19 protein-coding genes are annotated in these 19,983 nt (G+C 40.4%); 14 read left to right on the forward strand and 5 right to left on the reverse strand.

Annotated elements, in window-relative coordinates:
- Positions 1 to 30: 30 nt before the first annotated feature.
- From C7384_RS03825 to C7384_RS03840, 4 genes are read right to left on the reverse strand one after another with little or no spacing between them, the layout of a single operon-like run.
- Positions 31 to 726, reverse strand: a complete 696-nt coding sequence (locus C7384_RS03825) for a methionine ABC transporter permease (RefSeq protein WP_089938475.1) — start codon at positions 724 to 726, stop codon at positions 31 to 33.
- Entirely contained in the window at positions 723 to 1,808 is a 1,086-nt protein-coding gene (locus C7384_RS03830) for a methionine ABC transporter ATP-binding protein (RefSeq protein ID WP_089938473.1), read from the reverse strand. Before C7384_RS03830 ends, C7384_RS03825 begins: the two co-directional genes overlap by 4 nt.
- 36 nt (positions 1,809 to 1,844) lie before the next feature.
- The gene (locus tag C7384_RS03835; protein WP_089938470.1) at positions 1,845 to 3,170 is read right to left on the reverse strand and encodes a M20/M25/M40 family metallo-hydrolase; all 1,326 of its coding nucleotides are present in this window, start codon (positions 3,168 to 3,170) and stop codon (positions 1,845 to 1,847) included.
- Positions 3,171 to 3,206: 36 nt separating this feature from the next.
- Positions 3,207 to 4,046: a MetQ/NlpA family ABC transporter substrate-binding protein gene (locus C7384_RS03840; protein WP_089938468.1), complete on the reverse strand. Its 840-nt coding sequence runs from the start codon at positions 4,044 to 4,046 to the stop codon at positions 3,207 to 3,209.
- A 424-nt stretch (positions 4,047 to 4,470) separates the two neighbouring features.
- Here C7384_RS03840 and C7384_RS03845 point away from each other — a divergent pair, with 424 nt between their 5' ends.
- From C7384_RS03845 to C7384_RS03885, 9 genes are all read left to right on the forward strand, one after another.
- Complete coding sequence (locus C7384_RS03845) at positions 4,471 to 5,043, forward strand: SAP domain-containing protein (protein WP_089938467.1); 573 nt, start codon at positions 4,471 to 4,473, stop codon at positions 5,041 to 5,043.
- Positions 5,044 to 5,276: 233 nt separating this feature from the next.
- Positions 5,277 to 7,937, forward strand: a complete 2,661-nt coding sequence (locus C7384_RS03850; RefSeq protein ID WP_089938465.1) for a calcium-translocating P-type ATPase, PMCA-type — start codon at positions 5,277 to 5,279, stop codon at positions 7,935 to 7,937.
- 6 nt (positions 7,938 to 7,943) lie between these two features.
- On the forward strand, positions 7,944 to 8,387 hold the full coding sequence (locus C7384_RS03855) for a chemotaxis protein (RefSeq protein WP_089938463.1): 444 nt from the start codon (positions 7,944 to 7,946) through the stop codon (positions 8,385 to 8,387).
- Positions 8,388 to 8,852: 465 nt separating this feature from the next.
- Complete coding sequence (locus C7384_RS03860) at positions 8,853 to 9,266, forward strand: hypothetical protein (RefSeq protein WP_089938461.1); 414 nt, start codon at positions 8,853 to 8,855, stop codon at positions 9,264 to 9,266.
- Between the two features lie 57 nt (positions 9,267 to 9,323).
- On the forward strand, positions 9,324 to 10,127 hold the full coding sequence (locus C7384_RS03865) for a hypothetical protein (RefSeq protein ID WP_089938459.1): 804 nt from the start codon (positions 9,324 to 9,326) through the stop codon (positions 10,125 to 10,127).
- Entirely contained in the window at positions 10,127 to 10,702 is a 576-nt protein-coding gene (locus tag C7384_RS03870; RefSeq protein ID WP_089938457.1) for a hypothetical protein, read from the forward strand. Before C7384_RS03865 ends, C7384_RS03870 begins: the two co-directional genes overlap by 1 nt.
- Positions 10,703 to 10,739: 37 nt before the next feature.
- Entirely contained in the window at positions 10,740 to 11,342 is a 603-nt protein-coding gene (locus tag C7384_RS03875) for an ATP-binding cassette domain-containing protein (RefSeq protein WP_089938455.1), read from the forward strand.
- Between the two features lie 70 nt (positions 11,343 to 11,412).
- Positions 11,413 to 11,820 carry a hypothetical protein gene (locus C7384_RS03880; protein WP_133240780.1) on the forward strand — a complete coding sequence of 136 codons (408 nt, stop codon included), beginning with the start codon at positions 11,413 to 11,415 and terminating at the stop codon, positions 11,818 to 11,820.
- An 11-nt stretch (positions 11,821 to 11,831) separates the two neighbouring features.
- The gene (locus C7384_RS03885) at positions 11,832 to 12,551 is read left to right on the forward strand and encodes a DUF4352 domain-containing protein (protein ID WP_089938451.1); all 720 of its coding nucleotides are present in this window, start codon (positions 11,832 to 11,834) and stop codon (positions 12,549 to 12,551) included.
- Between the two features lie 36 nt (positions 12,552 to 12,587).
- On the opposite strand, the gene C7384_RS03890 is transcribed toward C7384_RS03885, so the two are convergent.
- Complete coding sequence (locus C7384_RS03890; RefSeq protein WP_089938449.1) at positions 12,588 to 13,577, reverse strand: sugar transferase; 990 nt, start codon at positions 13,575 to 13,577, stop codon at positions 12,588 to 12,590.
- A 140-nt stretch (positions 13,578 to 13,717) separates the two neighbouring features.
- Between C7384_RS03890 and pepV the strand changes: the two genes are divergently transcribed.
- The 5 genes from pepV (at position 13,718) to C7384_RS03915 (ending at position 19,972) form a co-directional block, all read left to right on the forward strand.
- On the forward strand, positions 13,718 to 15,166 hold the full coding sequence (gene pepV / locus C7384_RS03895) for a dipeptidase PepV (RefSeq protein WP_089938447.1): 1,449 nt from the start codon (positions 13,718 to 13,720) through the stop codon (positions 15,164 to 15,166).
- A gap of 95 nt (positions 15,167 to 15,261) precedes the next feature.
- Positions 15,262 to 16,674 (forward strand): ABC transporter substrate-binding protein/permease, encoded by a 1,413-nt coding sequence (locus C7384_RS03900; protein ID WP_243400711.1) that lies wholly within the window; start codon positions 15,262 to 15,264, stop codon positions 16,672 to 16,674.
- The gene (locus tag C7384_RS03905; protein ID WP_089938444.1) at positions 16,671 to 17,420 is read left to right on the forward strand and encodes an amino acid ABC transporter ATP-binding protein; all 750 of its coding nucleotides are present in this window, start codon (positions 16,671 to 16,673) and stop codon (positions 17,418 to 17,420) included. Before C7384_RS03900 ends, C7384_RS03905 begins: the two co-directional genes overlap by 4 nt.
- A gap of 51 nt (positions 17,421 to 17,471) precedes the next feature.
- On the forward strand, positions 17,472 to 18,923 hold the full coding sequence (locus C7384_RS03910) for an ABC transporter substrate-binding protein/permease (RefSeq protein ID WP_089938442.1): 1,452 nt from the start codon (positions 17,472 to 17,474) through the stop codon (positions 18,921 to 18,923).
- Positions 18,924 to 18,967: 44 nt separating this feature from the next.
- On the forward strand, positions 18,968 to 19,972 hold the full coding sequence (locus tag C7384_RS03915; protein ID WP_089938440.1) for a competence protein CoiA: 1,005 nt from the start codon (positions 18,968 to 18,970) through the stop codon (positions 19,970 to 19,972).
- The last annotated feature ends 11 nt before the right edge of the window (positions 19,973 to 19,983 follow it).

Consider the following 19,983-nt stretch of genomic DNA (forward strand, 5'->3'; position numbering starts at 1 on the left):
AAAAGGCTGTGCTTATGCACAGCCTTTTTTTTATTTATGATTTAAGCGTTTGGCTAACCAGTCACCAACCAGTTGGACGATCAGCACAAAGATTAGAACTAATAGCGTTGCTACCACGGTTGTATCGGTTGCAAAGCGGTTATAGCCGTAGGAAATCGCCATGTTTCCTAAACCACCAGCCCCAATGGCACCGGCCATGGCAGTCAAACCAATCAGACTAATTAAAGTCACGGTCGAAACTCGGATAATTTCTGAACGACCTTCACGGAAATAAACCCCAAAGACAATGTCAGTAAAAGTGGCCCCAATTGATTGAGCGGCTTCGACAATACCATGATCAACTTCACTAAGGGCAACTTGAATTTGACGGGCATAGAAGGGAAATACCCCCAAGGATAGTGGTACTAAGGCAGCCGCGGTACCAATCTGGGTACCGACAATGGCTTTAGTAACTGGTGCAATGAAAGCCAATAAAATAATAAAGGGGACAGCTCGGAAAATGGAAACAACTTTATCCAAAATCCAGTATAGTGTTCGGTTAGGAGTAATGCCATCAGGGGCAGTTACAATTAGACCGATACCAAAGATTAGGCCTAAAATACCACCAAAAATTGCTGACCAAAAGGTCATATAAATGGTTTGAACAATGGCGGTCCACCAACCGGTATCACCAGTCCAGCCTTGATAGATTACATTGGGGAAGGTTTGTGAAATCCAATTACTCATAGGGCATGTGATCCTTTCAATATTTCTACGTTAACCCCAGCCTGCGCTAACTGAGCGACACCAGCGGTTAATTTGTCCTGCTCACCAGTTAAAATAACTAGCAGGGAGCCAACTTCGGTTCCTTGTAAAATTTCAATATCGCCATATAGAATATTGGCGATAATTTGGTACTGTCGATATAATCCAGCGATTAAAGGTTCGTTTGTATTACTACCAGTGTAGGTTAGTCGGGCAAAAATTTGGTTTGCTTGTAGGTTTTGAACCAGCGCTTGCTGGCTGACCGTGGCAATTGCCTGATCTAAGTTAGTGGCAGTTTCGATAAATTCCTTGGTTAATTGCTCTTGGGGATTGGCAAAGATATCTAGTAGGGAGCCTCGCTCAATGATTTGCCCATTTTGCATAACGGCAACCTTATTGGCAATCTCCTTAACGGCCTGCATTTCGTGGGTAATTAGGAGAATGGTTAAACCGTATTCTTGGTTTAATTTTTTTAAAAGACCTAAAATTTGATTAGTCGTTTTAGGATCTAGGGCTGAAGTAGCTTCATCGGAAATTAAAATTTCAGGATCATTGGCTAGTGCCCGGGCAATGGCGACCCGTTGTTTTTGTCCACCCGAAAGTTGGGAAGGATATTGTTGTGAGCGGTCGCTGAGTTCGACCAACTTTAAGAGTTCATCAACCTTATCGGCCTTTTGGGTATCTGATAACTTGGCGTGTTCCAAAGCAAAGGCTACGTTTTCAGCGACAGTCCGCTCATTTAGCAGATTAAAATGTTGGAAAATCATGCCAATTTTACGACGCTTTTGCCGTAATTGATTACTATTAATAATTTTGGCGTGGTTTTGATTATCTTGACCGTCAAAAAAAGTACTGTTTTGAACGACTACCTGGCCACTAGTAGGGACTTGGAGTAAATTAACCGTCCGAACCAGGGTTGATTTACCAGCACCAGAATAACCGACAACCCCGTAAATATCACCGGGTTCAACCTCCAAGGAGACATTTTGAACGGCTTGGATGGTTTTGTTTTTTTGCCGGAAGGTGACATTAATATTTTTTAAAGAAATGATTGATTCAGTCATAGTATAAAATGTGCCGGCGGGCACTTTCCTTTCATGTTATTGGTAACTAGCGATGAGCGCTTTCATTAATTGAATATGTTCTTGATAATCAGTTAGGCGAATATTTTCGTTGGGCGCGTGATCACGGGATTGACTATTACCAACACCAAAACCGACAATCGGCGCTGGAATGGCATCATGGACATAAGCCATCGGACCAGTTCCTGCTGAAGTTGGCATAATCACTGGGGGAGTTGGATAAATATTTTGCGCCTGGTCAATGACCTTTAAAATATTTTCATTAGACATATCACTACGATAACCGAGTTGGCTTAAGGTTTCTTCGATAATTAAATCTGTAAAGCCGGCTTGATTAAGCTGGGTTCGGATTTGATCTAAGACAACTTGAGGTGTCATTCCTGGAACTAAGCGAACATCGAGTTTGGCGCTAGCTTGGTGGGGTAGAATTGTTTTAACGCCGGGACCTTGGTAGCCACTGGCAAAACCTTCTATATTGAGAGTTGGTTCAAAATAGAGCCGGTATTTTAATTCTTGATCAGAAAGTTGAGTTAATTGCCCAGCATCCAAGCCTAAACTTTGGGCTAATTCCTGACGATTGAAAGGAATTTGATTCACTAAGTCAAGTTCACGTTGATTGGGTTTTTGGGCAGTTTGATTAAAGTTTGGAATTTGAATCTGTCCGGTTTGAGCACGTAGGCAATTTAGCCCAGCAATCAACCGCCAGGTGGCTGAATTGATGATGCCGGCCCAGGAGGAATGGAGATCATCTTGACCAGTTTGACTGCTGATATTAAACGTAACAATGCCTTTATTACCGCCAATAATTTCTAGCTGACCCTGACTATTTTTATTGCCCGATTCCCAAATGGTTAAATCAGCCTGTAAGTCAGGATGTTTAGCTAAATAATCATCTAAATGTAAGGAAGCGGATTCTTCGGCACCTTCAACGATAAAAGTTATATTAACTGGGAGAACATCGAATTCATCCAAGTATTGGGCTAAAGCGGTTATTCGTGCGGTTAGGTTACCCTTATCATCATTAACGCCCCGGCCAAAGAGAAAATCACCCGCTTGGCGTAACTGCCAAGGGTCACTTTCCCATAAATCTAGTGGTTCCGCCGGTTGGACATCATAATGGTTATAAATCAATAAAGTTTTCGCATCCGGTTTAGGACTGTGAAATTGGGCAATCACTAATGGTGCGAAGTAGGTATTATCAACTGCAACTTGACCACCTAGTTCAATAAAAGCCCGAGCAATTAATTGGGCAGTTTCAGGTAGGTGGCGACGCTGGGCGGAAACCGAAGGAATGGCCACTAAGTCTTTTAATAAATGGAGGTATTTATCTTGAATAGTTGGCATAGGAACCTTTCTGCTACTTTAATCGTAAACTACAATTTACTTCTTATAATCCCACACGGTTACTTCGGCACCATGGTAGTTCTTTTCGACTAATTCCTTGGTTTTGGCCGTTTGAATGGACTTAACGACATTTTTATAAGTTTGGTTGTTTTCATCCTTTTTATTAGCAGCGATGAAATTGAAGAACTGGGTCGTATTTTTATTCAAACCTTCGACGTAAATGGCTGAGTTGAAATCAATTTTAGCTGACTTGGCGAAATTGGTATTAATAACTGCTCCGGCGAATTTGGGATCTTTCAATGACTTAGCCGTTTGTGAGGCATCAACGGCCGTAATCTTCAAGTTCTTAGGATTTTCGGTAATATCTTGAGTAGTTGCCTTGTTGGTATCCTTTAACTTAATCAAACCGGCTTCGGCTAATAAGTGTAGGCCACGATTTTCATTGGTCACATCGTTGGCAACGGCAATCTGATCACCATTATTAAAATCATTGATGTTCTTATAATTACTAGAGTAAAGGCGCAGAGGTGTGGTCCAAGTGTCCCCGATGGAAACGATGTCAGACTTGTTAGCTTTATTCCAATTTTCCAAGAAAGGATAGTTTTGGAAGGCGTTTAAATCAATATCGTGATTGGCCAATGCCTTGTTAGGCTGAGAGTAGTCATTAAACTTAACTGTTTTTAGAGTAATGCCGTACTTTTCTTTGGCCGTTTTGATGGCGCTGTCCCAAATTTCATCTTCACTTTGATCACCGGCCATGACCCCGATTTTGACGGTTTTATTAACATCTTGGGGATGGTTGAAAAAACTGAAGTAGCCGGCAATAGCGATACAGATAACTACTAAACTGGTAATGATTTTAGATTTCTTGCTCATATTCTTTTCTCCTCAATAGTAAACAACTTAGGTAACAAAAAAATCGCTCCTGTAGGATATACAGAAGCGATTTACGCGTTACCATTCTGAGATTTCGCTGCCTGATTACTCAAACAACTGCTCACTAACCATCGGGCATCGGGAGATGATCCTAGCCGAATGGTGTGCCGGGTAACGAGGGCCAATCCGTCATATGCTAAACGGTAAACCGATTCGCACATGCCAATCACAGATCATTTTCACTAACGCCCGCATGTCATCTCTCATCAACCGGTGACTTTCTGATTTTTGTTGGTTAGTTACTTTTCTGCTCAACTTGTTTGTTACATGTAGGTACATCTTAATCACATTTATTAAAATTGTCAAATTATTTTTTAGAATAGTTATAGAATAAAGTTAATAATATCTGTTTGAGGGTTAGTAAATGACAATTTTAAAAGAGAATCAATATTATTATAAAACTGATTTACAGACTATTTGTCGCCAATATGGTTGGCCTACTAGTGGGACTAAAGCACAACTTTTAGCCCGCATTGAATCCGATGGTAGACAGGAAATCAATCAAATTACCTCCAGCCATAAAGCAGAACTAACCGTAGACCAAATTTCACCAGAAATGCCGCTGATTAATTCGGGCTTTTCCTTCAATCAAGTGGTACGAGATTACTTTACTAATTATTATCAGGTGGATAATTTTCATTTCACTAAACAAATGGCGACCTTGCGTCGTTTAGCTCAAAAGAATCAGGATGCAAGTATTTGTGTTTCTGATTTAATGGATATTTATGAAGGCAAGCGTTTTGGTAGCCTAAATGATGAAGATGAGGCTAGCTATCAATGGAATAATTTTGTTCATGATTTTTTTGCTGACAGTAGTTTGCCAGTTGAAAAAAATTTGCGTTTGGCGGCTCAGCTGTGGTATTTCGTGAAGACTCGTCCGCAGGAGAATTCTTATACCAGTGATTTATGGCGTCAGTATCAAGCCCAACAAAAATAATTGTCTTATTGGCGAACAATCTGATAGAATAAAGTTATAGTAAATTTCTGAGGGAGTAACTGACGAAATATTCGTGGCCAAATCGTCAAAGCAAAACAGCAATGTTTTATATCGCGCTTGGCGCCGGTTTGGCATTAAACAGTGAGACTCATATGGGTGTTTTTTTGACGCCGGTATGGGTCTTTTTGCTTTTCTGCAGGGACTCACCGGTAAAAATAAAGGAGAAGGACTGAATGGAAAAACCATTTTACAATCAAAGTGCAACTGAGATTCTCAAGAATCTGGATAGTAATCAACAGACTGGTTTATCGACCCAAGTGGCTCAGCAACGGTTAGATACAAACGGACCTAATCAATTAAATGCTGCTAAATCAACGACTTTGTGGCAAAAGTTTATTGATCAATTCAAAGACTTGATGATTATTATTTTATTGGTAGCCGCTTTGATTGCCGCTTTTACGGGTGAATTGACCGATGCGATTTTTATCCTGGCGATTGTCGTGATTAATGCTATCTTTGGTGTCTTTCAAGAAGCCAAGGCTGAAGGGGCGATTAACGCTTTAAAAGAGATGTCAACACCTAAAGCTAATGTGATTCGTGCTGGCCGGGATACCGAAATTTCTTCAACTGACTTAGTCGTAGGTGATATTGTTCGACTAGAGGCTGGGGATGTAGTGCCAGCTGATTTACGTTTGTTAGAATCAGCTTCTTTACAAATTGAAGAATCGGCTTTAACCGGTGAATCAGTGCCGGTTGATAAAGTGGCTATTCAATTAGACCAAGACGATTTACCCTTAGGGGATCGAACTAACTTAGCCTTTATGAATACCAATGTGACCTATGGTCGTGGTGTGGGAGTTGTGATTGCAACTGGTATGGGGACGGAAGTCGGTCATATTGCTGGAGCCTTAGAGACCACCGATGAAACCAAAACACCCCTACAGGAAAACTTGAAGCAACTGGGCCGCGTTTTGACCTACTTGATTTTAGCGATTGCTGCCTTGACCTTTGTGGTCGGCATGATTCGGGGGCAAGAATCCCTAGTAGACATGTTGTTGACGTCGATTTCTCTGGCAGTAGCAGCTATTCCAGAAGGCTTACCAGCGATTGTCACGATTACCTTAGCCTTGGGAACAACTCGGATGGCTGCCCGTCATGCTTTGGTTCGTAAATTACCGGCAGTTGAAACCCTGGGTTCGACTGATATTATTGGTTCAGATAAAACCGGTACTTTAACTCAAAACAAAATGACAGTGGAAAAGATTGTCATTGATGGAAAAATTGAAGATGCCGCTAATACGGCCAATTTGAGTGGATCGGCCCAACGTTTAGCCGATATTATGGCCCTTAATAATGATACGAAACGGACCGACGATGGTCTGATTGGAGACCCCACCGAAACGGCCTTAATTACCTTTAATGAAAATCATCAACGTGATTTGGACCGCTTATTTGCGGAAATGCCCCGTCTTAATGAAATTCCTTTTGATTCCGAACGAAAATTAATGTCGACTGTTCATCCAGCACCGGAAGGATATTTGGTAACCACTAAGGGAGCACCCGATGAGCTGTTGGCGCGCGCCAGCCAAATTGAAATCAATGGACATATCGAGCCCCTAGATGAAACTATGCGTGAAAAGCTTTTAGCGCTTAACTCTGACATGGCCCGTCAGGCTCTACGAGTACTGGCTTTTGCTTATCAAATTTTACCAGAAGAACCCCAGCAGATGACTTCAGACACTGTTGAACATGACTTAGTTTTCATCGGCTTTGTGGGGATGATTGATCCCGAACGACCCGAAGTTGCCCAAGCTGTTGAAGCCGCCAAAACGGCTGGTATTCGGCCAGTTATGATTACGGGAGATCATCGTGACACAGCGGCTGCGATTGCCATGCGTTTAGGTATTTTAGATGCGAAAGACCTTGATCAAGCCGTTATTTCTGGCTCTGATTTAGATGCGATGTCTGATCAGGAATTTGATGATCAAGTTACTAAATATAATGTTTATGCCCGAGTTGCACCAGAACACAAGGTTAAAATTGTTAAAGCTTGGCAAAAACGAGGCAAGGTTGTGGCCATGACTGGCGATGGTGTCAACGATGCCCCCGCCCTCAAAACGGCTGATATTGGGATTGCTATGGGTATTACTGGTACCGAAGTTTCTAAGGGCGCGGCCGATATGGTCTTGGCCGATGATAATTTTGCGACCATCGTGAATGCCGTTGAAGAAGGGCGTAAGGTCTTTTCCAACATTCAAAAAGCCTTGCAGTATTTGCTGGCTTCCAACTTAGCCGAAGTAGTTGCCATCTTTGTGATGACCCTCTTAGGCTGGCATATCTTAGCGCCGGTCATGATTTTGTGGATTAACTTAGTAACTGATACCTTGCCAGCGATTGCTTTGGGTGTTGAGCCAGCCCAGCCAGGTATCATGCAGCGTAAACCTCGAGGCCGCCAAGCTAGCTTCTTGTCTGGTGGAGTGGGGCCAGCGATTATTTGGCAGGGACTCTTACAGGCGGCAATTGTCTTAGGCGTCTATGGCTTTGCGCTAGCTTTCCCAGATCATAGTGGTAGCCAATTGATTCATGCCGATGCCTTAACGATGGCCTTTATGACCCTGGGCTTGATGCAGATGTTTAATGCTATTAACGTGAAATCCGTCTATGGATCACTCTTAGGCAGTCATGCCTTCCAAAATAAATTCTTCAACTGGTCTTTGCTATTTTCAGTCTTAGCGATGGCTGCTGTAGTTTTGATTGAACCGCTAAATCCGATTTTCCACGTTTCCCATCTGGATGCCTATCAGTGGGCGGTGGTCATCCTAGCGGGGATGAGTATCATTTTAATTGTTGAACTGGTAAAATGGATTCAACGTTCACTATTTAATAAAGGATAAAATATCGTGCCTAAATTTAACCCCAAACAAATTCAACATTACATTCAAGCCCTACAAGAAATCTTGTCGACTACCCAAGATGCTGCCAACCATGTGTCACCTTACTTTGTGAAGTTAGACGATGCTCGTCAAGCCAACCAACTAGCCGAAATGTCAGCAGTTGATTTTGCTGAAATTAAGGCGGAATTTGATGATGTTGTGACGATTTATCAAGAAAACGCCACCAAGTTAGCTGACCTAAAGGCACCAGTTCGTTGGTTAGGAGTCAACAAGTCTTTGGCTAATAACTATCAAAAGTATGCTGAAGCAACCGCTATGATGGCTAATGCTTTGGACGTTGACCAGCAAACCATTGATGAAGTTAAGTTTAGTCAGTCCGAAGAAGACCAACAAACTTACCTAGCTAAAGTTCAGGCCAATGTTGGTAAGATTTTTGGTACTGCTGGTTAATGCAGTAGCAGGGATTAGGAAAAATTTATTAAGGTAAAAGGACGAAAGCCATGATTGGCTTTCGTCCTTTTCATTTGCGTCTAATTTATAGGGGTTCATAGGAATAATATTTTTATTATTAAAAATAAAGAGAATTTATTAGAAATAAATAAAATTAAATCATACGGAATCATAATTTTTTCACAAAATTTAATATTCATCAACTTTTAAATTTAGTTTCTTGGCTGAGCGACCTTATTGATTATAAACCTTATGAAATAGGGGATTTATAGCACTTTATGGATGGTTGTTTATTAATATATTTAATTTGAATACGAGGCTAGTGATTAAATTAAATATTTTTAATTTTTTATGAATGGTAAAATTTGTACCTTTGTTAAGAGGATATCAATATGATACTATCAAATGGTTGCTTTGCAATAAAAATATTAAAAGAAACAACGTGTTTCGAATAGGGAGAATTGAATGGCAAGAAAAAGTTTTCTAGGGAAAGTAATTTTGGGAACAGGTGCGGTAATGGCTTTGTCATTATCTGGAACAGTATTTGCTTCAGCATCTGGTTATTGGACAATTACTGGTCAAAGTGTTGGTGCTTTTGGACGTTGGAGTTCAGATGGAGTAGCCAATTTGAAACAGACAGCAGATGATTATGCATCATTTAATGGGGACTCATTACCAGCTTGGTTGGGGTACTCTTCTCGTTTGGTAAATAGTAATGGTACTGGTATGAGCACGCGAGTAGGTGTTGCGGTAGATCAAACAACCCATGCTGATAGTAGTGCTTATTATAGACATTATTATTGGAATGATATTCGTTCCAGTGGTTGGGAAAATAATGCCACTAATACAAGAATGCATTTTAGTGCTGATTGGATGTAATATTGTTTTTGAAAAATACGGTCATTGGCCGTATTTTTCATTAAGGGAGGAATTTCTATGACAAAAAAATTATCAATAGTAACTTTTATGATAATTAACGGATTACTAGCCTTTATGATGATAGTTACACTGATGGAGTGTCAGGATGCCAACTTAACAGGTAACAATCCCATTACTACATCAAATACTTTTTACCTCTTACAACTTGGACAAACTAGTCCGGTATATAGCATCGTTATGTTATGCGTTTTAACAATTTGTGGTAGTTTTCTCTTTGTGTATATGAAAAATAATGCAATGTTTTATAGTTTGATTTCACGAATTGGTTATCGTCGTTTTTTGAAAAAAGGTCTGATTGCCTCTTTTTGTACAGGAGCTGGATTAGCATTGGTGATGTTCTTTTACCATCTAATTACGTTAACATTGTTTATTCGGCCATTGAGTGTAACACCGATACAATCATATATCGCCGATACGATTGCTTTTTTTGATGATGGGAATCTATGGTCAACCGTTCAATTTTGCACCTTATCCGCACTGGGTTGGGGTGTTTATGCCATTTTTGTGTTTTCGATTAATCTCTGGATTAAGAAGACACCACTAGCCATTGGGGCCGGTAGTCTTGTGGGGGTTGTTCTTTTTATGGTTCCAGCTCTGATGGCTCAGGTACTTAATGGTTTTTTAGCGGGATTATTTTACACTTTCCAGTTGTCGACCTTATTAGTGCCGGGTACAGTGACATATCGAGTGATTCCGCTTGACCACACTGTTTCCTATTTTCCTTATTCTGTTGCCATTTATCTTGGCCTGGCTATGCTATCGATGTATTTATGGAAGAAACAAAAGGAGCAATCAGTTTAATGTTTAAAGAAATGAAGCTATTAAAACCTTCATGGATTACGGCCTTATTGGTGATTGTGCTAAGTCTTCTTTCAATTCAAAATTACCGTGTCTTACCGGCCAAAGAAGATATTATTTTTGCGGCAATTCACTGGCATGGTCCAGTTTTATTAACTCAGACCCTGTTGCTATGTTTGATTGCCTGGCAGGTGGTTTCTTTTCGTAAGATTCGCTTTTTGGTAGCAATCCGAGGTAAAGATGAAGTAATTCAAAAAAATTTATTAAAACTTATGACCATGGAGGTTATTGGTTATTTCATTTTATTTGATGGCTCCTATCTATTGACGGGTCATCCAATTTTTAGCAAAGGGCCTGTCATTATAGGAATATTAATGTTAGTTCTCCGAATGGTTTTGGTTTGGTTTTTAGGATTATTGCTGATTACTACCTATACTGCCCCATATCCAGGATTGATTTTACTGGGGGTTTTGGTCGTTAATCTTTTTTATCACTATGTTATTGAAATGAATTTTTTACTTATTCAGTATAGCCAAACCTATGATCCACTATGGAAAGCATTTAATCTTAACCGGTAATTTGATAATTCATACCAAAATAAAAACTGGAGATATTATGTTAAAAGTAGCGCATTTACAAAAAAGTTTTAATCATAAAGTAGTTCTTGAGGATGCATCATTTGATGTTCAGTTAGGCCAAGTGATTCATATTAGTGGAGAAAATGGTTCGGGTAAGTCGACTATTTTTAAGATAATCGCTAAAATCATCAAGCCTGATGCTGGTCAAGTACAAATGACGGAAGATTCTGTCATAGGGGCTTTAATTGAAAATCCTGGTTTTTTAGAGTTTGAATCGGGTTTAACCAATTTGAAATTTTTAGCACAACTAAATAAACGTTACGATGAAAATAAAGTTAAACAATTAATGACTGATTTTGGCTTAAATCCTAATAGTAATCGTTCCGTTGCCAAATATTCGCTAGGTATGCGTCAAAAATTAGGTATTATTCAGGCCATTATGGAAGAACAAAATATTATTTTATTGGACGAGCCAACTCGAGGGCTTGACCAAGAATCTTTGGCCCACTTTGTTCAGTTAGTGAACCAGTTGAGGAGCGATAATAAGTTGGTTGTTATTGCTTCACATGATTTTCAGGCGGGGCTTAAATATGACTTTAAGTATCGACTAAAAGATGGAGTGTTGAGGAGTGAAGACTAAGCTAGGCGTTTGGATTTATTTTTTAGCTGCTATTTTCGTTTTTTTCACGCTGCCGTTGCAGGAAACTAAAATGACAGCCTTACAGCATGCTCAGGTTTTATACATGTTTAATGGGCATGATATCTATTTACTGATGTCGTCAGTACTTTATTTCTGGTTTGATTATTTAACCGTTATGTTACCGCTACAAGGTTTATTACAGATGCAATCCTTTTTACAAATTCGCCAAGTAGCGCTTAGTCGGAGAATCTGGGTATATTTACTGAACTTTTATTGGTACTTTTTAGCTTTTTTGGTCGTTAAGAGTTTGGGTCTATTAGCTAACTTGGGCATTGGGGTAATTTCAACAATTATATTTGGAATATCTTGGTGGTTATTACTAATAGTTCTTTCAGTAAAAAATATTAATCGGACCTGGTCAACCATCATTGTCGCTGTGACCTTCCTATTACTGCGTGGACTTTGTACGATTCTATAGAGGAGAAATAAATGAATGAAAATAAAGGACAAGAAAATCAAGTTCTTGTCATTGTTGCACTTGCCTGTTCGGTCCTTGGCTGGTTACTAGCGTGGGTCCCTTTTGTAAATTTATTTGGGCTAATACTGGCAGTAGTAGGACTGCTCCTGGGAATGATACTAATATTAATGAAACAGGATAGGAATAAAGGGCGAGTACATTTAACTTGTTTTTTATCTATCTTGGCCATTGTCATTACGCTATGTGTTCAATTAGGTTTTCATCATGCTCATCAGATAGCGCTTAGTCATGCGAATTTTAAAGCAGATGCCAAGCCTTTAAAAATTGGGCAAGATGTGACGATTGATACCGATAATTATCGGGTTAATAGTGCTGATTTTACTCAAAACATTGGTAATCGAGTAGCTCAACCGGGCAATAAATTATTAACGATTTCGTTAACAATTAAGAATCTTACTAAAAAAGATTTTGGAACGGGAAAAGGAATCTTACCCTACACCAGAGACGTTTTTCACTTACAAGCTAATGACCAAAATGTATCGTTTCTGACTGATCAAGAGCTACCAAATGCCTTAGCAGAAGAAGGGGAAGTCCCAGTAGATAGTAGTCTGACGGCTAATCTATATGCTGAAGTGCCTGAAAATAGTAAAGTACAGTTAGTATACGGAACAAAGCCAACTGATGCTAAATTACGAGAAAGAGTACCGTCATTTATTGTGCAATTGAATTAAAAATGAGGGTCATATATAACCAAATTAAAAAGCAACTCAGTCGAGTTGCTTTTTAATTTGTGCTAGAGTTGCCAAAGTAAACCCACCCCGGTTAATTTTTTCTCGGAGGGGGCTTAGATTAGCTTGCCAGCTTTCATATTGTTGGGCTGAAATATTTTGAACCTGTGGCAGTTCTTCTAAACGATTAATGGTCAAACCAATCTGATTTTCTGCAATAATCTTTCCAATTGCACTTTTTTTCCAGGCGATTAGTGGCAGGCCAGCACTAAGGTAGAGGCTGGCTTTGTGCGGGGCATTAATGCGAGTATATTGGCGATAATATCGGTCATCAAAATCGTCATCCCAGAGTATCCCAAAGCCATTATTAAGCTCTTGTGCTAACTGGTCTGGGTCATAGTTACCGCGTAGATGAATTGATTCTGGTAAACTCAAGTCCTGCCATTTTTTAGGCTGATGACCAAAAACTTCAATCGGGTAGTCATTATATTCTTGTAGCCAGGGGGATTTTTGAAAGGTGCCGGCAAAATTAACCGTGTGGCTATACTGGGCTAGCGCTGTCGATTCACTTAAATAATCAAAGAAGGGCTGTACTACAAAAGGCCCCGTGACCCCATGTTCTTTTAAGCTTGTTATCATGGCTGAGGAATGGGTAATAATTAAATCATAGCCCTTTAATAAATCAAATTCCCAGGGGTCGGCTTTATGGAGTCGGAGTGGTTCGATATCATGAATTAATAGGACACTACTTAGTTGGCGGGCCTTTAAACTGGCCAACCAACTTTGCTCAAAGCTAGCACTCATGTAGGTTGGAAACTGATGCAGGACGGTATCGCCTGGCTGAGTCCTTTGTAACCACTGATTGATTTTTTCTTGGCGAGTTTGGTCGTCAAAACGTTGATCGTTATAGCGCTCTATGGGTAATACTTGCCAGCCGGCTGACTGGGCGATCTTGGCATAGTCACCTTTAGCCTTTAAGGCGCCCAAGGGCATCCAGGGTTCAATTGTTTGCGTGATAAATCTAGTCATGTCAGTATTATAGCATGGGATAAAAAAGGAATTTTATAAGGTAATGAAGCGATTTTTATGAAAAAATACTAATTTGTTTATTATTAAAAAATGAATAATGCTAGAATAAAACAAGTAACCACGCGAAAGGGAATCAGATTATGGCAGATCAATCTAATCAATGGCTAAAACAAGCCCAAACATACCAAGCAGAATTATTAAAACGACTGGAAGCACTGATTGCCATTCCTTCCGTATACGATGCTCAAACCGCTAATGTCGACCAACCACTAGGCGCTGGTGTGTCAGAAGCTTTGAGTTATTTAGAAAACATGGCTCGTCAGGATGGCTTCAAGGTTCGACGAACGGCCAAAAATATGGTGACGGTGATTTCTTTTGGTCCCCAAGATGCTACGCAAACGGTTGGGGTTTTGGCCCATACTGATGTTGTTCCGGGTGGCAGCGATTGGACGATTACCCAGCCCTTTGAACCCAAGATAGTTGATGGTCGCCTTTATGGTCGGGGAACTCACGACATGAAGTCGGATTTAATGGCGTCTTACTTTGCTATTAAACAGTTACGAGATAATCAATTTCAACCCAAGCGCCGGATTGAACTAATTATTGGGAGTGATGAAGAGAGTAACTGGCGCGATATGGACAATTATCTAGTGGATAATCCTGAGCCAACCGTAAGTTTTTCACCAGATGGGGCTTTTCCAGTCGTTCCTGGTGAGATGGGCTTTTTGACCTTATCGATTGATTTTACTGCTAATAATCAAGGGCCATGGACTTTGACTAAATTTGATGCGGGTAACCGTGACAATGTGGTTCCTGGCCGGGCGGAAGCACTGATTCATTTACCACAAGATCAGACGCAAATCATGTTACGCGCTTATGAGGACTATTTGGCTAACCATCCTGATTTAAGTGGAGAAGCTACCACTAGTGACAATGACCAGACCTTGCACTTGTTGTTAAACGGGGTTGCTGCCCATGGTGCTTATCCGCAATTGGGTCAAAATGCCGGAACCTATCTAGCTAATTTTTTGAGTTCATATCCATTTGAAGGGCAGGCGCAAGCCTTCTTACAATTTATTGGCCAACAAAACCACCAAAGTCCCTATGCTGACAAGCTCGGACTACGCTTCCAAAATGATATTATGGGTGATTTGGTGATGAATGTAGGGCAAATGCACTTTACTGATAAAAAGCCCAGCGAGGTTCATATTAATTTCCGCTATCCCGAAGGTATCACTAAAGTGGCCATGATGACCCAAGTTCAACGACATTTGCGGGGGTTGAATGCCAAAGTTTACCTCCATCATAATTTTATTAGTCATCCCCACCTAGTCGATTTAGATGATGAAATTGTGACTACTTTAGAACAGGTTTATGCCGACCAAACGAATACAAAACCTAGTTATAATATTTCTAACGGTGGTTCTTATGCTCGCTTGTTTAATCGGAGCGTTGCCTTTGGGGGACAATTCCCAGATGTAGAGATGACCAGCCACCAGGCGGATGAGTATGTGGTCATCGATAATATCAGCCGCGCCCAAGCTATTTTTGCTGAAAGTTTAGCCCGGCTATCTGATCATTTAGATTAAATGTAAGTAAAGTTAACATTGCTATGGGACCAATCATTTTTTTTTGATAGAATTAGGATATTATGAAGAGAATACTATTATTAATAACAACGTTTATGGCTGGTTTGGTAATGGTTGGCCAGGATTTGACAGCTACAGCTGATACGACGCCAAACTACGTCATCACAACTGATGCAACTTATCCGCCTTTTGATTTCCAGGATAAAAATAATCAATATGTTGGTATTGATCAAGATATCCTAAAAGAAATCGCTAAGCGCGAGGGGTTCACTTACACGCTTAAGCCAATGAGCTTTAATGCGGCGACTCAGTCAGTAACTTCTGACCAGGCCGATGGGGTCATTGCTGGAATGTCAATTACTGATGAGCGTCGTCAAGTGTTTGATTTTAGTACTCCTTACTATAAGTCTGGAATTGCTTGGGCGGTAAGTAAGGATTCTAAGGTTAAGTCCTTGGATGATTTGCGTGGTAAAACCGTAGCGATTAAGACGGGTACTTCGGGTGCTAATTACGCCCTATCAGTTCAAAAGAAGTACGGCTTTAAAGTGACTTACTTCAACGATTCTGAAACCCTCTACCGAGATGTTATCAATGGTAATTCGGTGGCTACTTTTGGTGATTTACCGGTTTTGCAATACAGTATTAAAAACGGTACCCAATTAAAAGTCATGAATCCTAAGGATCCCTTTGAAGCCGGTGAGTACGGCTTTGCAGTTAAAAAGGGTGGCAACGCTAAGTTATTAGCATCCTTCAATGAAGGTTTTGCGGAAATTAAAAAAGATGGTACATACGACAAAATCGTCAACAAGTACCTAGATGCTTCGGCTAGCACCTTTACGGGAAATAAGGCTAATAGTACTACAGTTTGGGGTATCTTAACTTCAAATAAAAAGGCCTTTCTTGATGGTTTGTTTGAAACCATCTTACTAACGGTTATGGGAATTTTCCTAGCATCAATTTGGGGAATTATCCTTGGTATTATGGGAATTAGCCAAAATAAGTTGGTGCGTGGTACCGCCACAACGATTATTTATATCTTCCGTGGTTTACCAATGATGGTTTTGGCCTTCTTCATCTATATCGGTTTGCCAACTGCCATTGGCTTTAAGATTCCGGCCTTCGTAGCTGGGGTTATCACCTTGATCTTAAACGAAGGGGCCTATACTGGAGCCTTTGTTCGGGGTGGCTTTGAAGCAGTTGAGCGGGGACAGATGGAAGCCGCTCGTAGTTTGGGGCTATCCTACGGGGTTGCCATGCGTAAGGTAATCATGCCACAGGGTATCAAAATTATGGTGCCAAGCTTCATTAATCAGTTTATTATCACCTTGAAGGATACTTCGATTCTTTCGGCCATCGGTATCTTGGAATTAACGCAAACTGGAACCCTGATTGTTTCTCGAAATTCACAGGGCTTCAAGGTCTGGGCAATTATTGCTGTGATATACTTGGTAGTAATAACGTTACTAACATGGTTAAGTAATTGGGTAGAAAAAAGGACAAAGGCATGAGTGAACAGAAACAAATAAAAGTGCATGTTGAAGACGTCAACAAGTCATATGGTAGTAACCACGTATTACGCGATATTTCATTAGACGTTCATCCTAATGAAGTGGTCGTTATGATTGGCCCTTCTGGTTCAGGAAAGTCAACTTTCTTGCGGATGCTTAATCAACTAGAAATGCCTGACAGCGGTACAATTTTAGTTGATGGTTACGATATTTTGGATAAGAAAACTGATATTAATAAGGTTCGTGAAAATATCGGTATGGTTTTCCAAAACTTTAATTTGTTTAATAACTACACGGTTATTCAAAATGTAATGCTAGCACCGGTTCAATTAGGTAAGATGGGCAAGGATGAAGCCGAAAAGCGTGCTCGTGAATTGCTAGAAACGGTTGGTTTAGCTGACAAGGCTGACATGTCAGTGGGTTCTTTGTCTGGTGGACAAAAGCAGCGAGTGGCAATCGCTCGTGCCTTGGCGATGGATCCAGATATCATGCTTTTTGATGAACCAACTTCAGCCCTTGATCCTGAAATGGTTGGCGATGTTTTGGATGTTATGAAAGACCTAGCTAAGTCAGGCATGACAATGATTATCGTGACCCATGAAATGGGCTTTGCCAAGCAAGTTGCCGACCGAGTTGTTTTCTTTGAATCGGGTAAGATTCAAGAGTCTGGTGAACCAGAACAAATTTTCAATGCCCCTAAGAATGCTCGTTTACAGGAGTTCTTAAGTAAAGTAATGCAGGCATAATTAATAAAGGGAAAGGGTGGCAATTTGCCACCTTTTTATGAGGGAAAAGAAATGCAAAAAAGAGGAATCATTTCGCTACTGGCAGCAGTAGCTATGGTTTTGGGTTTGTGGCAATTTGCTAGTCAGCCGACGGCCGCGGCCGATGAGCCCAATTATATTATTTCAACTGATGCTACTTACGCGCCGTTTGATTTCCAAGATAAGAATAACCAATATGTTGGTATCGACATGGATATCTTAAAAGAAGTTGCTAAACGAAAGCACTTTACCTACACGCTTAAGCCAATGAGTTTTAATGCGGCTGCACAAATGGTTGCTAACGGTCAGGCTGACGGGATTATTGCCGGAATGATGATTACTGATGAGCGTAAACAAGTTTATGACGTATCGGTTCCTTATTATCAATCTGGGGTTGCCTGGGTGGTTAAAGACGGCAGTAAGGTTAAAAGCCTTGAGGATTTAAAGGGTAAGACCGTTGCCCTAAAAACTGGTACTGCTGCTGCAACTTACGGTAAGTCTTTGCAAGATAAGTATGGTTTTAAAATCAAGTATTTTAATGATACTGACACCATGTATAACGATGTTGTTAATGGGAACTCAGCTGCAACCTTTGAAGATATGCCAGTTATTTCTTATGCTATCAAGAATGGTATGAAGTTAAAGGTGATGAACCCTAATGACTTGGGAAATGCTGGTGGTTGTGGTTTCTTCGTTAAAAAGGGTGAAAATGCGCAACTATTAGCTGATTTTAACCAGGCCTTTGCTGAAATGAAGCAGGATGGTACTTACGATAAAATTATTGCCAAGTATTTAAATGCCAAGCAATCGACTTTTGCTGGTGATAAAAAGGATAACAATTCCGTTTGGGGTATTCTAACTTCCAATAAGAGTGCTTTTGCTAAGGGTTTGTGGGAAACCGTTGTCTTAACTGTGTTTGGCATTGTTTTTGCTTCCCTCTGGGGTTTAATTCTAGGAATTATGGGCATCAGCCAAAATAAGTTTTTCCGTGGTTTAGCAACGACAATTATTTATACTTTCCGTGGATTACCATTGATGGTTCTAGCCTTCTTTATTTACATCGGCTTACCAGGTGTAATTGGCGTTAAGATTCCGGCCTTTACTGCTGGTTTGATTACCTTGATTTTAAATGAGGGAGCCTACACTGGGGCCTTTGTACGGGGTGGTTTTGAAGCTGTCGATAGGGGACAAATGGAAGCCGCTCGGAGTCTGGGATTACCTTATGGATCAGCCATGCGTAAGGTGATTGTGCCCCAAGGACTTAAGATTATGGTGCCAAGTTTTATTAACCAATTCATCATTACCTTGAAGGATACGTCCATTCTTTCGGCAATTGGTATTTTGGAATTAACGCAAACTGGAACCTTGATTGTTGCTCGTAATTCGCAAGGATTTAGAGTTTGGGCGATTGTCGCGGCCATTTATCTAATTGTTATTACCTTGTTGACCTGGTTAAGTAATTGGGTTGAAAAGAAAGTTCGTTAAAAATTAACCCCCATTTCGTAAAACGAAGTGGAGGTTTTTTATTTATGTTGATGGCAATTGATGATCATAATCGATATATTGGCGCTCACCAGGCTCAAGCTACCACGGCATCGTATTTTTGTCCGGCCTGTCGACAAGCCCTCATTTTAAAGCGAGGGGAGTATAAGGTAGCTCATTTTGCTCATCGGGATTTGTCTGCCTGTGACCAAGCCTTTAGCGAGGGGGAATCCAGTACCCATTTAGCGGGTAAATTAGCTCTATATCAATTATTCAAGGAACCGGGGAAGATTCAATTAGAGCCGGTTTTAACAGCAATTGATCAACGGCCGGATTTATTATGGCAGCATCCCCAAAAGGGGATGATTGCCATTGAATACCAGTGCAGTCCAATATCGACTAAACGCTTGGCGGAGCGCAATCAGGGTTATCAATCTCAAGATATTAGCGTGTATTGGATTTTAGGACCAGCATATTATCATAAAAGTTTACGACCTCAAACCATTCAACGTTTTATGCAGGCGGGCGTTTTATATTTTTATTTACCCTCAAATAACTATTTACACTGTCAATCGAACTGGCTAAAAGCTGATTTTCAACGTTTAAAATATTGTGAAAAAAAGGTCAGTAGGTTGGGGAAGGAGAGTTTTACCAATCCGATAATTAACTTAAACGCCAATTACCAACGTCAAAAATTACAGCAATTAATGCTCCAAAAACGAGTTGATTCTGCCCTGATTGACTACTTGTATCAGCAACACCGGCGCTTGGACCAAGTGCCTGACTGGGTTTTATTAGGGACGACCTTTGGCCTTAAGGTGCCTAATTGGCATTTTCGATTGGTCATTTGGCTGTTATTGGTTCCCTTTCAAGATCAAACCGTCCTGACCGTAGCTTCTTTAGTTAAACGCCTGCAACCTTACTTTATTTTAAGACCCGAGCAAGTTTTTCCAGCAGTTAAAGCAGTGTTGCTTGATTTACAAAAGGGTGGGTATATTGGTTTATCGGATGGAAAAATTCAAGTTTTTCACTTACCAGCCTGGCTGGATTAAGCTGGGGATGT

Source organism: Convivina intestini (assembly GCF_003096575.1).
Taxonomy (GTDB): domain Bacteria; phylum Bacillota; class Bacilli; order Lactobacillales; family Lactobacillaceae; genus Convivina; species Convivina intestini.